The sequence below is a fragment of the Pedobacter terrae genome, assembly GCF_900100705.1.
Taxonomy (GTDB): domain Bacteria; phylum Bacteroidota; class Bacteroidia; order Sphingobacteriales; family Sphingobacteriaceae; genus Pedobacter; species Pedobacter terrae.
On the sequence record NZ_FNCH01000020.1, the window covers coordinates 21382 to 35409 of the forward strand.

Genomic DNA, 14028 nt, shown 5'->3' on the forward strand with positions numbered 1-14028 from the left:
TTATACAAAACTATTAGTTATACATGATCTGGAAGTGAAGCGAATATCATATTAAATCAGCTAAGGTGATTTAAATAGCCAGTTTTCAGTAGAGTAGAAGCTGAATTCAAAAAATACAACATTATATTTCTTAATAAGTTAATATGAAATTGCAGATAATTTAAAACGCTTTGTGTTGCTTTGCGGCTATAGAACTAAATTAATTATGCAAAACAATCAGATAAAAGTTAGTCCAGATTTACAGCAGTTTATTGATAAGTTTGAACCTAGCAAGTTTAAGCTGCTGCAGGGTGGGATCGAAATCAGGGGAATAAACGATATTCATAGAAATATTGCTCAGGCCAAAGAAATTATAGCAAGGTTAAAACTTCGCTTAATTGTTTCGCATAATGCTGAAATGCTTAGTTATCGTGGTTTTGAAGTAAATAACTTCTAGCAAAAAATAGAATGTAGAAAAAGACGTTTAGTCTTTAATAAACAATGATATCTATTTAACGACACTTTAAATCATTTATAAAATGATTGTGCTTCTGTTAGGTTGATTGTAATTAACACTTCAAAATAGTTGCCTTTCGGGCCCGAAATGATTTTTGCCTTTTCTTCGTAGGTATGCAATAACCTATGCCGTATGTTTTCAAGACCTGTGTGGAAACCAGTATCATTCAGGCCTGTGTTAATCAGGTTATTTGTTAGAATGCTAAATATCCCATCCTGCAGTTTTACTATAATCTTTCCGGGGTCTTCCCGTTGGCTAAGGTTACCATGTTTAACCATATTTTCGGTTAGGCTAAGTAAGAGTAGTGGAATTACTTCCGTCGATTCTGTTTTCTGATCATAAATAAAATCTATAAATAAGTCAGGCTGCTTTATTCTGCAAAGCTGAAGAAGGTTTTCCACCTGACGGATCTCTGCTTCAAGCGGCATAACCTCTGGTCCATGTTCACATTCCAATGCGTAACGCATCAGTTTTGAAAGATACCGTACTGCTTCTGCAGCGCGGGGTTCACTTTTATGTGTGCTGTTGTAAATATAAGTTAATGTATTAAACAAAAAATGTGGATTTATTTGTGCCTTTAGATAGGCATTTTTAGCATTAGCCAATTCAAGTGTTATTTGTTTTTTCTTCAACACTTCTTCAATTGCTTTTTTTTCCAGTTCGGTCGTTCGGTTTTTTTGATGTATATAACTTTTAATAAAATAATAAGCTGTTGAGAATAGCAGAAAGTAAATGCCTCTCCATATCGTTAAGGAAATTTGCTTCCAGTCTGCAACTGTCATTTTACCGATAGAAAGAGTTAACACTTTCGAAAGATAACGGTCGGCAAGGTATGACGCTAATGTATATAAGCAAATTTCCAGCACAGACAGTATGATTATACTAAAATAAGCGGCTTTTCGTGTTTTCAAGCCCCGTTTCAATACAAGTTCTGCATGTACGTAAAAGAAGGTGATAATAATAATGTAATGAATACCATAGTTTATTACTGGGCTATTTATTTTAAGAATCAGGGAGACTAATAAATATTCATAAAGAATGAAAGTAGCCCATGAGATAATATGCCAGCGATAATTTGTAAGCCAGTTCTTCATTTTTTCTTTGGTTAAAATTCAGTTTCGCAACAGTCAACAATTGCTTTGCGTAATGTACTCTTTTGATGGTTTTTAGGCGGCTAATTTTCTTTTATGAAAAGAATAACAGACTTAAAATCAACCCGGAAAACTGCATTTGTTTTCCGCTCGGAGAAAGCGGCTCATGTTCGCTCCCAAAAAACTGATCCAACAACCAGTACGGTAACAGTAATTACCACACTTACCGGTGTACAGAGATCAACCCCTTAAACGTTTTGATACCAGCGTTTGGTTTTCAATGTAATTCATAAATGCCTCTTTGTATTGTGGGGTCATGAGCACTTCGTACTTTCCAAGGTCAATTTTGTGCCCATTGATCTCCTGTACATAGGAGGTGTTTATGATGTATGATTTGTGAACACGATAGAAGTGTTCATTTTCCTGAAGTTTTTCTTCCATTTCCTTAATGGTCATGTACACCGAATAATCATTTGTTGGTGTATAAATGTGTACATGGTTGTTTGATCCCTGGAGATAAATAATATCCTTTTTAAGTATTTTGGTCAATTTACCCCGTTCACCATTTGTGCGCAAGAAAAATGCACCTCCATCTTCGTTTACAATTTGCTGTGCATCATAACACTCCGAAATTACTTCATTAACCACTATTGTAAAATCTCCAATGTCAAATGGTTTTAACAGGTAATGTTTTGCCCTTACCTTAAAAGCATCCAATGCGAATTCCGGATAGGAGGTGGTAAAAATTATATTATGCGATTTGTGTTTAATGTTGTCAGCAAGTCGTAGTCCAGACATTGCTGGCATATCAATATCCAAAAAAATCAATTGTTTATTTCGCTCTGCACTGATTTCACTTAGTGCTTCTATCGGTTTAGTGAAGACACGGTGGACCTTTAACCTTGGCATTTCCTCAATATGGTCTTTCAAAATGTCGATTGCCGTAGGATCATCATCAATGATGATGCATGAGATAGGATTTTTCATGAAGATCGATTTAAATTAGATAAAGGCAATTTAACAAATTATCCTTAATTGGCGAGTAAAAAAGCGTAATACTATGGTAGGAGTGCAGACGTAAAAGCGCTTATTTTTTCGATTCCATTTTAGCATAAAAAGAAAAAATAATGGGTGAGGTCTGAAAAGACGCATGATTTATTGGTATAGACTATGTCTTTTTTAAAGTACAAAAAAACTTTATTCGGCTGTTGTTTTTGACGCACAAAATGCGCTTCTTTGCGTCCTAATTTTAAAGCAGTCTAAATAAGGATAAAATGATTATAAATTTATTTTCTACTCATAATGTTAAAACTAAGCTGAAGGTAATCACCTTGCTTTTCATGCTTCAATTCACTTCGAGTTTGGTTATGGCCCAAAGCAGCAAGCCTGAAAAAGGAAGCATTACCGGCAAAATTACGATAACAGACGGGAGCAGCGCTCAGGGCGTAACCGTGAAACTTAAAGAAATTAAAAAGGGAACCGTAAGCGATGCAGATGGGAAATTTGAGCTGCGAAACCTTTCATTTGGTCAGTATACTGTACAGATGATCAGGGTAGGTTTTGATGGTTCTACACAAACGGTTGAAATCACTCCCGAAAATCCTGTAGCCCAACTCGAACTAAAACTGGATTATACTTCCCAAAAACTGGAGGAGGTCATTATCAGCAGCGGCGGAAACCGGTTTGCGAAAAAAGAAAGTGAAGATGTTTCTAAAATGCAGCTTAACAACATGGAAAACCCGCAGGTATATAGTGTTGTAAGTAAAGAGCTGATGAAAGAGCAATTAATAACCGATTATAACAGTGCTTTTAAAAATGTACCAGGGGCAGGTATTGCCGAGGTCCGTAACCAGGGTAGAACAAGTAACATTTCAAGAGGTTTTAGCACTCCTCAATTGGTCAGAAATGGGGTTGGAAGTTTTACTTACACCACCATTGATCCGGCTAATCTGGAGCGTATTGAAGTAATTAAAGGTCCTGCGGCAACGTTATTTGGCAGTACAATATCATCTTTTGGTGGTTTGTTTAACCGTGTAACAAAAAAACCTTTCGATACCTTTAAGGGAGAAATATCTTATTCGGCTGCAAGTTACGACCTTAACCGTTTAACAGCCGATGTGAATACACCATTGAATGAAGAAAAAACAGCACTATTAAGAATTAACACCGCTTTACACAGTGAAAGAAGTTTCCAGGATGCAGGCTTTTATAAAAACTATTTAATAGCACCAAGTTTTTCTTATGCGGTAAATGATAGGCTTACCCTGGCTTTAGATGTAGAATTGAGCGGTTCGAAAGCCACTTCACCTACACGTTTGGTAATAGCACCAACATTGGTAAACTTAAAAGCCAGAAGTATAACCGACTTGCAGATGCCCTACAAACTCTCTTTTGCCAATAATACGGTTAACTACACCAGTCAACAGTATAACATTTTTGCACAGGCTAAATACAAAATATCCGAACAATGGAAATCGCAAACGATTTTATCACGTACCCGTTCCTCTTCTGAAGGTTATACCGTGGCGCTCAACTTATTAACAGACTCTACTTTAAGGCAAGCGGTTACCAATCAGGATTATCCTTATTACGGAACCGATATTCAACAAAATTTTAATGGCGATTTTAAAATTGGCCGTTTACGTAACCGGGTAGTATTAGGCGTAGATTTTTACAGCCTGCGTGCTACACGTAATGATGCTACGGTAAATATGCCTGCTTTAAATTTTAAAAGACCTGGTACCGCCTATAATAACTTTAATTCAACCAGGATAGCACCATTATTCACAACGGCAACCTATAATAATCAGGTTTCGAATGAGGAAACCACTTATAGTGCTTATGTTTCTGATGTGTTGAACCTAACGGATAAATTGCTGGTTATGGCCGGGGTAAGGGTAGACCGTTATTTTAATGGAGGAACTTATGATTTTGCTAACGACATTACCAAAGGAAAGTATAATCAAACCGCTTTTTCGCCAAGGTTCGGTGCGGTTTATCAAATCGTGAAAGACAAAGTTTCGATATTTGGTAATTACATGAACGGGTTTAGCAACAACGGCGGTTCTGATTTTGAAGGAAATACCTTTAAGCCGAGTTATGCCAACCAGTTTGAGGGTGGTGCCAAGTTTGATCTTGATAAAATCAGTGCCACTTTTAGCTATTACGACATTAAGGTAACCAATACATTATATGATGATGTTGCACACGCTAACTTTTCATTACAGGATGGTACCCAGTTAAGTAAAGGGTTTGAGGCTGAAATTATTGCCAATCCAGTGCCCGGATTAAACATTGTTGCTGGTTACACTTATAATGATAGTAAATATACCAAAGCCAATGCCAGTGTTGAAGGTTTAAGACCAGCCACTGCCGGAGCACCAAAAATGGCTAATATATGGATCAGTTATCGTTTAATTGATGGTCCTGCTCAAGGCTTAGGATTGGGTTTTGGCGGGATTTATGGTAGTGCTTATAACCAGGTAAATACGGCTACATTTAAATTCAGTATTCCGTCTTACACCGTTCTTGATGCAGCTGTATTTTACGACAAACCCAAATATAGGATCGGTTTAAAGATAGATAATCTAACTAACGAAAAATACTGGTCGTTCAGGTATGCCGCTCAAAGTCCGGCTAAAGTTACCGGTAATTTTACTTTCAAGTTTTAAGAGGAAATTTCTAAATAGTATTTAAAGGCTGTTACCATTTTGGTATCAGCCTTTTTGTTTTAATACAGGGATCTTTAAACGTTGTTATAATTGATAGACGCTAACAGAATGGTCGTCATTGCTTCGCCGGATAAAAAGATTTTCTGGTATTGACGATCTTGAAATGAGTAACTAGCCAGATGATCAGTTGTTAAGTAAATCTCTCTTATCGAGCCTGTATTTTTTCATCATTAACTCCTCCATAAACTTTTTTCCGGTACGACCAATAAAATACGATCGGATAAACAAAAAGATTAAATAAAGTATTCGTAATCAACCCACCAATAACGACGATAGCCAACGGTTTTGATGCTTCTGAACCGATTCCTGTAGAGAGTGCCGCGGGCATCAGACCAATAGCCGCCATTAATGCCGTCATTAATACCGGCCTAAACCTGCTGGCAATTCCATCACGCATGGCATCGGTAAAAGTCCAGTTTGGGTGGTATTTCAGCTCAGTGATATTGGTTTTGAATCGGGTAATGAGAATTACACCATTCTGTACACAGATGCCAAACAATGCGATAAAACCAATCCCTGCCGAGATATTGAAGTTTACACCCGCAGCCAGGAGGGCTAGGATGCCACCAATCATGGCAAAAGGAACATTGTTTAATACCAATAATGCATCTTTGATATTTCCAAAAAGTACAAAAAGGATAAAAAATATGAACAGCAAACTTACCGGAACGGCCTGCGATAACCTCGCAATAGCCCTTTGTTGGTTTTCAAAATCACCAGCCCACTCCAGCTGATAACCTTGTGGCAATTTGATTTTTGCATTTACCTTTTGCTGTGCTTCGGCAATTACACTTCCCATATCTCTGCCGCGGATAGAGAATTTAATCGCCCCGTAACGTTTATGTTTATCACGGTAAATCATACTTGGCCCTGTAATTTTGCTAATGCCCGAGATTTCACCCAATTGAACATTTGAACCGGATAGGGTAGGTACGCGTAATTTACCGATTGAACTTTCATCATTCCTAAAATCTTCGGGATAACGGATAATCAGATCAAATTTGCGCTCGCCTTCATAAATTTGCGTAGCAGCTTTTCCGCCAATAGCCATTTCAATAACGGCATTCGCATCTGCTGTGCTTACCCCATATAAGGCCATTTTTTTCTGATCAAGATTAATCTGCAGTTCGGGCTGACCAAGATTTCTTAAAATTCCTAAATCTTCAATACCATCAACCGTTTTTAAAATGCTTTCTATCTTTTCTTCTTCCTGTTCAATGTATTCAAAGTTTTCGCCAAATAATTTCACTACAATCGACCCCTTTACACCCGAAACCGCTTCTTCCACGTTGTCGGAAATGGGTTGCGAAAAGTTGAGGCTGATGCCCGGAAAGCTCTTTAATTTCTCCTGCATGCGTTCAATCAGTTGTTCTTTGCTCTGCCTGCGTTTCCACTCTTTCCGCGGATAAATATCCACATGGAATTCCATATTATAAAAACCAGTGGCATCTGTTCCGTCATTCGGTCGGCCAGTTTGCGACATCACCTGTTTTACTTCCTCAAAACTTAAAAAAATCTTTCTCATCTCGTTCGAAAGTTTTTTGGTTTCGTCCAGCGAAATACTCAAAGGCCCGGTAGCGCGGACATAAATGGAACCCTCATCCAAACTGGGTAGAAATTCGGTACCTAAAAATTTGAAGCTGAAAGCACCTAAAAGGAGTACTATAATCGAGATGGTAAAAACAAGTTTCTTTTTTTTGAAACATATATCATAAAATTTAAGGGTTGCTTTGGTAATCCACGCTAAAAAGATATTGTGTTTCTCTTTTACATTTTTTTTCAAGAGTACACTGGCCATGGCAGGTACCAGGGTAAAGGTTAAAATTAGCGCACCTAATAAGGCAAAACTTAATGTCCAGGCTAATGGAGAGAACATTTTGCCCTCTACTTTTTCGAAAGTAAAAATGGGGAGCAAACCAGTAATAATAATCAGTTTGGCAAATAAAATACCTTTTCCGTTTTCAAGACAAGCTTTTTTGATGAAGCCGAGCTTGCTCATCTTATTAAACTTTTCCATGCCCAGTTTCCTGGCCTTTGCATCCAATACGACGAAGATCCCTTCAACCATTACTACTGCACCATCAATAATAATCCCGAAGTCGATAGCGCCCATGGAAAGCAGGTTGGCAGGCATGCCCTTTAATTTGAGACAGATAAAGGCAAAAAGTAAGGCCAATGGGATAATCATCGAAACGATTAAAGTAGTGCGCCAATCGGCCATGAAAAGAAATACAATCAGCGTAACAAATAAAATCCCTTCGAGCATATTGCCCATTACGGTATGTACGGAGTAATTAACCAGGTCTTCACGGTCGTAAAAAGATTTGATCTTAACATCACCGGGCAAAATGGTGTTGTTTATGGTATTGATCTTTTCTTTTAATCTCGCTATTACCTCACTGGGATTACCACCTTTTCTCATTACGATAATACCCTCTACCACATCAGGATCCCTGTCGCGGCCAACCTGCCCCAACCTGGGTAAGGCCGATTCGGCTACATCGGCAATGGTTTTGACGTAAATTGGGGTGCCATTGATGTTGTCAACAACCACGTTTCTGATTTCGTCGATATTGTTGAGCACACCGATACCACGTACCACATAAGCCTGACCGCTCTGCACAATTACATCACCACCCACATTGATATTGCTTTTAGATACCGCTTCGAAAAGTTCGGTTGCACTTACACCATATTGGATTGCTTTTTGCGGATCTACCGTGATCTGGTAGGTTTTAACCTCGCCACCAAAACTAACTACATCGGCAATGCCTGAAACGGATAAGAGTTCGCGTTGTACAACCCAATCCTGCAAGGTTTTTAATTCTCGGACCGATTTTGTATCACTTGTTAAGGTATAGCGGAAAATTTCTCCGGTTGGTCCATAAGGAGGTTGAACTTCAGGCTGGATGCCTTCGGGCAGATCGGCTTCTTCAAGATGGTTATTTACCTGAACCCGTGCCTCGGCATAATCTACATCATCTTCGAAACTTACCTTTACGATGGATAAGCCAAATAGCGAGGAAGACCGGATGCTGGTTCTCTTTTCGGTAGGGTTCATGGCAATTTCCAAAGGTCTGCTCACAAATTTTTCCACTTCTTCCGCACTACGGCCCGGCCATTGGGTAATAATGGTAATATTGGTATTGGTTACATCGGGAAAGGCATCAATCGTAGTATGCTTGAAGCTTAAATAGCCTGCCAGGATTAAAATAAAAGTGGCAAAAAAGATGAAATATTTATTCTTCAGTGCAAAGCCGATAATGCTTTTTATGAATTTATTCATTTTTAAAATCTAGGTAATGGAAAAAATTATTGTGTTTTTAGGCTTTCGAACAAGAAAACCTGTTTGGAGGCAATGATGCGGTCGCCGGCCTGTACACCTTTGCTGATGTAAGTTTTATCAGCGGTTTTACGTCCAATTTCGATCTCTCGGACCTTCACCTTATGATCCGGCCCCAGAACGAGTACATAATTTTTATTTTCATCGAAAATTACCGTTCTTGAGTTTAAAACCGGAAGATCAACTGCCGAATTTGCAGAAACCTTTACTGTTCCGAGCATGCCTGGTTTAAGCAAAAAGCCCGGATTTGCGATCACTACCCTCGCATTCATGACTTTGCTTTCCTGATCAACCTGGTTATATAATTTCTCTATTTTTCCTTTAAAAACTTTATTTGGATAGGATAGGGTAGATAAACTCACCTCATCACCTGCCTTAATGCGTGAAATATCGGATTCGTAAACGTTAATCATGGCCCAAACGTTAGACAGATCGGCAATGGTAAAAAGACTTTTGTCGTTATCGCCGCGCAGCTGCATGTTCTGCGTAACATTTTTTTCGATCACAAAACCGCTAATAGGCGATTTAATTGCGTATAATCCTGTACTGCTTCCACCATTGAGTTTTAATACAGAACTGGCCCTTTTCGCCTCGGCTTTTTTGATCTGATAGTCATTTTTGGCTTCTTCGAGTTCTTTCGCCGATGATAAACCACTCTGGAAAAGTTGTTCGGCCTGTTTTACAGCTCTTTCTGCATTTTTAAGTTCAGCATTGGCCGCTATAACTTCTTTATCAAAACCTGCCATTTCAGAACTGGTTAGCGTAGCCAGTGTTTGTCCAGCCGAAACCTGATCGCCCAACCTTACCCCAACCCGGTTTACCGTTCCACTTACCATGGGGAAAAGTTCTGATCTGCGTTCTTCATTTGCAGCAATTTTGGCCGAAAAAATAAGTTCGGTTTTGCCATTCGCTTGCTGTACAGTATCAATTATTAAGCGGCTGATCAAAGAATCGGTAATGGCAAATTTATGATTTGGTGTTGCCGTTTTGTGTTCGCTACAAGCCAAGAATAAGCTGGTTGCGGCAATGAGTACAGTGTTTTTATAAAGATTTTGCATATGAATTTTAAAAAATATTAGAACCGGTTACATAATTGAGTTCAGCGCGTGTGCTCATTCTTTCTGATTGGAGTTTGTTGAGCTGAAGCGTACTTTCTTTATAGGCATCATAGAGGTCCAAAAATTCGATCAGACTGATGTTCCTTGCCTTAAAATTTTTGATCAGGCCAGAAACAAGTGTATTAAAATCGGTACTGAAGGCCGGATCAATCTCTGCATACAATTTTTCGTTGCGTAAAGCAGTCTTGTAGCTGTTAAATACCTCGTTCTCCAGTAAAGCTTCCAGTTTTTTAATATTTACATCTGCCGCAGTTATGCCAATCTGGGCTTTTTTAATTTCTCCCTGATTCCTGGAGAAAAGGGGAATGGGAATTTTAATGCCTAAACCGGTATATTTTTCTGGATAATTGCCTTTGAGGTCGTAACTCAGTCCAATTTCTATATCAGGAATGGCCATAGCTTTTTGCAGCTTTAAATTACGTTCGTTATAAAGCAGGTTGGTTTTGGCGAGTTTGAGGTCAGCGCGGTTGGCCCTGGCCGAATCAAGTAATGCCTGGTAGGGAATTTTATCTACAGCGGGGGAGGTGAGGACTGATTTATCTAAAACCAGAGTGATTGCAGCGGAAGCGTTGACTCCGCAGAGCAGCTTCAAGTCTTTATAGTAATCTTCCAGATCATTCAGTAATTCAGCGTGTTCTGCCTTAAGGTTGATCAATAATGATTTAATCCTGATTACATCCTTCGCAGCCACATTGCCCATTTGTAACTGTAGGTCATAAGCCTTCATCAACTGCTCTGTAGAACTGATTTGTTCCTGATATACATTAACCGATTGCGCAGCATAATAGGTTTTGTAAAAGGTACTAACAAGTTCAAATTTCAGCGTTCTAATCAGGTCGAAATATTCGTATTCGGCCATTTTAACTCCAGTTTGGGCCAGCTTAATATTCTTATTTCGTTTGCCGGCAAGTTTGAACAGCTGCGAAATGGATCCGGCATATTGACCATGTGCATAAGAGGTTTGCAGGAATTTCTTTGTTTCCTGGTTGTAAAAAAGGTTTTCGTACTCTAGCGTAGGATTTTCGAAAAGCTTAGCCGTGATGATTTCTGCTTTTGCCTGATCAATTTCATAATTACTGGCTAACAAATCGAAATTATTCCTTAAAAAGAGGCTTTCGGCCTGGCTTAAGTTTAAACTTAATGTATCGCGCTGTGCGAAAGTTGCACCGGCTGATAATACCCAAAAAAGAATGAGCCACGAAAATATCCTTATCATGTAAGCAAAACTATCCTTACCAGATTAAAAAGGGATTAAATTGAACTTAAAAGCGGATTAAAGTTGTTGGGCATGCCTGCGCCCGTTTCCAAACGAGTGCATAAATAGCTACACGATTTTATCGTTGTAAACGATAAATTATTCAACGCTCGTTAGAAATAAGCGTTAGCGAAACCGTGAAAGTGCAACCACCGTGTTCTGAATTTTTAATTGTGATTTCGCCTTTAAGTAAATCGATAATTTTTTTGGACATATAAAGCCCCATGCCTTCGCCATGATGCCCTTGTTCTTTTGCACGGGTATAAAAAGGCTTGAAGATATCTGCCTGATCATCTATTGCAATGCCAGATCCATGATCGGTGATATGAATGAGCAAATGGTTTTTAATGGTTTCTACAAGAATATTTACGTCTTGATTATTAGAAAATTTAAAAGCATTGGATATGATATTATCCAGGGCAATCTGTAATAAAATAGCATTGGCCAATATTTCAGGTTTTGGATCAATGGAATTTTGATAAGTAATTTTAAGTTTAAGGTTTTTCTGTAATTTCCATTCAGTTTGGATTTTAGAAAGCAAATCATCAAGTTTGATCGGAACAAGCTTCGAATTAATCAGGTCGAGGTCCATTTTTGCCAGGGTCACTAAACCAGTAATGGTGTGTTCCATTTTTTCGGCATCCTCAAGCATTGAAGCGATTACTTTCTGATAGGCAGCCTGATCTCTCTCTTTTGAGAGGGCAAGCTCGGCGGTCATCATCATTCGCGTAACAGGGGTACGAAGTTCGTGCGAAGCATTGGCTACAAAGGTTTTTTGCAGCATAAAAGCCTGTTCAAGTTCTTCCATCAAATGGTTAAAACTTTGGGCGATGAGGTTAATTTCGTCTTTATTCTTATTTTCTTCTACCCTAAATTCCATGTTTCGGGCGCCGGCCTGTTTTACTTCGAGCATAAATTTTTGCAACGGTTTTAGCATTTTCTGTGCAACCCACCTGCTCAACAATAATACGACGAGCGAAATAAGGAAGAAGATAAAAATCATGATCTTCAACAGTTTGTTAAGCCTGTTGTGCGAACCCTGATCATCAGCCGAAGCGAGGATGACGAAGTCGCCCTGGTTATCTTTATAATAAATACCGACAACCTGTCGCTGTCCGTCCGTATACTTTAAACGACCTTTTCTGCGTACCTGGTCAATGGTGGCAGGGGTCCAGTATTGAGCAGTATCACCTATAAAAGTCGCCCTATTCTTTTGGTCGTAAACACGAATTACTTCGCTGTTTAACTTTTGAAGGTATTTATGACGCACCGTATTTAATGCATCTCTACTGATTTCGTCGGCTTCGAGATAAAGCTTAGCGGTAACCATCGTTCGGTCTGTCAGGCGTTCGAAGAAATCGGCCTCCAAAAATTTCATAAAGGTGAAATATACCGTGCAGAGCACTGCGAAGAGCATAGAAGTGCTGATCAACGTAAAATACAGTGCTATGCGGTCCTTTATCTTCATTTATTTCAGAATATAGCCCATATTGATTTTGGTGTGGATAAGTTTTCGGTCGAAACCCTTTTCAATTTTTTTTCGCAGAAAATTGATATACACATCAATTACATTGGTGCCGGTTTCGAAACTGATATCCCAGGCTTGCTCTGCTATAAATTGTCGCGAGAGCAAACGGTTGGGGTTGCGCATAAATAGCTCGAGCAAGATAAATTCTTTGGCGCTTAATTCGATCGGTTTATTTGCACGGCTTGCCTCTTTGCTATAGGTGTCAAGAATAAGGTCTTCGAAATATAGTTTATGGTCAGTTGGCATTTCAATAGGTGGCTGCCTGCGCAAAAGTGCTGAAACCCTGGCCAAAAGCTCCTTTAGGTGGAAGGGTTTTACAAGATAATCATCTGCACCGGCTTCTAAACCAGTAACTTTATCATCAATGGTACCCATAGCCGTAAGCATCAGGATTGGCGTGTGTAATGTGTTTTTTCTAAGGTGTTTACAAAGCTGAATGCCATTGAGGCCGGGCATCATCACGTCGATAACCAATAGGTTAAAACTTTCACTTAAAAAAAGATCCAGGGCATCAATACCGTTAGATACGGTGAGTACCTGATAATCGTTTTCTTCTAGTGCCGACTTTAAAAGTTCGGCAATTTTAGGGTCGTCTTCAGCTATTCCAATCTTTAGCATTCAACAAAAGTAACCATCTCATCTTAAAATTGGGTTAAAACACGGGTTTTTCCGTTACCGAGGGAAATGGAGACTATTATGTACGTTCATACCGAATAAAGAAGGTTGCCAGGAGTTAAGTAATATTACATTCTATCGCTCGGTGTCTTAATAACCGAAACCGACTTTTTTATTCACCATCCTTATTATATTTGAATCATGTTTGAAAGATTTGATCAGACCAATTATCATCAACTTTGTGATTTATTGTGTAGCCGTCATCCGGATTTACAATTGATTTTGGATCGATACGGTTATCCACCCTTTTGGTCGAGGCCAAATACTTTCGAATCATTGGTACATGTTATTTTAGAGCAGCAGGTTTCTTTGGCTTCGGCATTGGCCACATTGAATAAATTGAAAGAAAAAATAAAGGAGGTTACACCTGTAAGGTTATTATCACTCACCGATCAGGAATTGAGAGATTGTTATTTCAGTCGGCAAAAAACGGCTTATGTACGCCATTTGGCCGAAAATATAGTTAGGGGAACATTGTCTTTAAACGAAATGGAGAAAATGGACGATTCAGCTATTAGAAACCAGCTTAAAAGTATCAAAGGGATTGGCGATTGGACGGTTGATATTTACCTGATTTTTATGCTGCACCATCAGGATATCTTCCCGATAGGGGACTTGGCCGCGGTAAACTCCTTGAAGAAAATAAAAGGTTTGGCAAAGGGAGTAAGTAAAGAAGTAATGTTTGCGGTGGCCGGTCAGTTTAAACCTTACCGCACTATTGCCACGATGCTGTTGTGGCATGCGTATTTAGAAGAAAGAAAAAGGAAATAGGCAAAAGACCATGGTGTGAT

At 39.0% G+C, this 14028-nt stretch carries 11 protein-coding genes; 4 read left to right on the plus strand and 7 right to left on the minus strand.

Features of this window, described 5'->3' with window-relative positions:
- Positions 1-205: 205 nt before the first annotated feature.
- Positions 206-436 (plus strand): hypothetical protein, encoded by a 231-nt coding sequence (locus tag BLR60_RS19980; RefSeq protein WP_090503087.1) that lies wholly within the window; start codon positions 206-208, stop codon positions 434-436.
- A gap of 71 nt (positions 437-507) precedes the next feature.
- Here the strand turns inward: BLR60_RS19980 and BLR60_RS19985 are convergent, their stop codons facing one another.
- Complete coding sequence (locus BLR60_RS19985) at positions 508-1590, minus strand: sensor histidine kinase (protein WP_090503088.1); 1083 nt, start codon at positions 1588-1590, stop codon at positions 508-510.
- Positions 1591-1683: 93 nt separating this feature from the next.
- Between BLR60_RS19985 and BLR60_RS24960 the strand changes: the two genes are divergently transcribed.
- Positions 1684-1839 carry a hypothetical protein gene (locus BLR60_RS24960; protein WP_167354790.1) on the plus strand — a complete coding sequence of 52 codons (156 nt, stop codon included), beginning with the start codon at positions 1684-1686 and terminating at the stop codon, positions 1837-1839.
- Here the strand turns inward: BLR60_RS24960 and BLR60_RS19990 are convergent.
- A complete protein-coding gene (locus BLR60_RS19990; protein WP_090503089.1) occupies positions 1828-2574 on the minus strand; it encodes a LytR/AlgR family response regulator transcription factor in 747 nt (248 codons plus the stop codon). The genes BLR60_RS24960 and BLR60_RS19990 overlap by 12 nt on opposite strands.
- Positions 2575-2861: 287 nt before the next feature.
- On the opposite strand from BLR60_RS19990, the gene BLR60_RS19995 reads away from it, so the two are divergent.
- The gene (locus BLR60_RS19995) at positions 2862-5258 is read left to right on the plus strand and encodes a TonB-dependent receptor (RefSeq protein WP_208600687.1); all 2397 of its coding nucleotides are present in this window, start codon (positions 2862-2864) and stop codon (positions 5256-5258) included.
- A 205-nt stretch (positions 5259-5463) separates the two neighbouring features.
- On the opposite strand, the gene BLR60_RS20000 is transcribed toward BLR60_RS19995, so the two are convergent.
- From BLR60_RS20000 to BLR60_RS20020, 5 genes are all read right to left on the minus strand, one after another.
- The gene (locus BLR60_RS20000) at positions 5464-8604 is read right to left on the minus strand and encodes an efflux RND transporter permease subunit (protein ID WP_090503090.1); all 3141 of its coding nucleotides are present in this window, start codon (positions 8602-8604) and stop codon (positions 5464-5466) included.
- 26 nt (positions 8605-8630) lie between these two features.
- On the minus strand, positions 8631-9719 hold the full coding sequence (locus BLR60_RS20005; protein ID WP_090503091.1) for an efflux RND transporter periplasmic adaptor subunit: 1089 nt from the start codon (positions 9717-9719) through the stop codon (positions 8631-8633).
- A 7-nt stretch (positions 9720-9726) separates the two neighbouring features.
- Positions 9727-10995 carry a TolC family protein gene (locus BLR60_RS20010; protein ID WP_167354791.1) on the minus strand — a complete coding sequence of 423 codons (1269 nt, stop codon included), beginning with the start codon at positions 10993-10995 and terminating at the stop codon, positions 9727-9729.
- 142 nt (positions 10996-11137) lie between these two features.
- Positions 11138-12502 (minus strand): HAMP domain-containing sensor histidine kinase, encoded by a 1365-nt coding sequence (locus BLR60_RS20015; RefSeq protein WP_090503092.1) that lies wholly within the window; start codon positions 12500-12502, stop codon positions 11138-11140.
- Complete coding sequence (locus BLR60_RS20020; RefSeq protein WP_090503093.1) at positions 12503-13180, minus strand: response regulator transcription factor; 678 nt, start codon at positions 13178-13180, stop codon at positions 12503-12505. It abuts the gene before it with no gap.
- Between the two features lie 198 nt (positions 13181-13378).
- Here BLR60_RS20020 and BLR60_RS20025 point away from each other — a divergent pair, with 198 nt between their 5' ends.
- Positions 13379-14008 (plus strand): DNA-3-methyladenine glycosylase family protein, encoded by a 630-nt coding sequence (locus BLR60_RS20025; protein ID WP_090503094.1) that lies wholly within the window; start codon positions 13379-13381, stop codon positions 14006-14008.
- Positions 14009-14028: the final 20 nt, after the last annotated feature.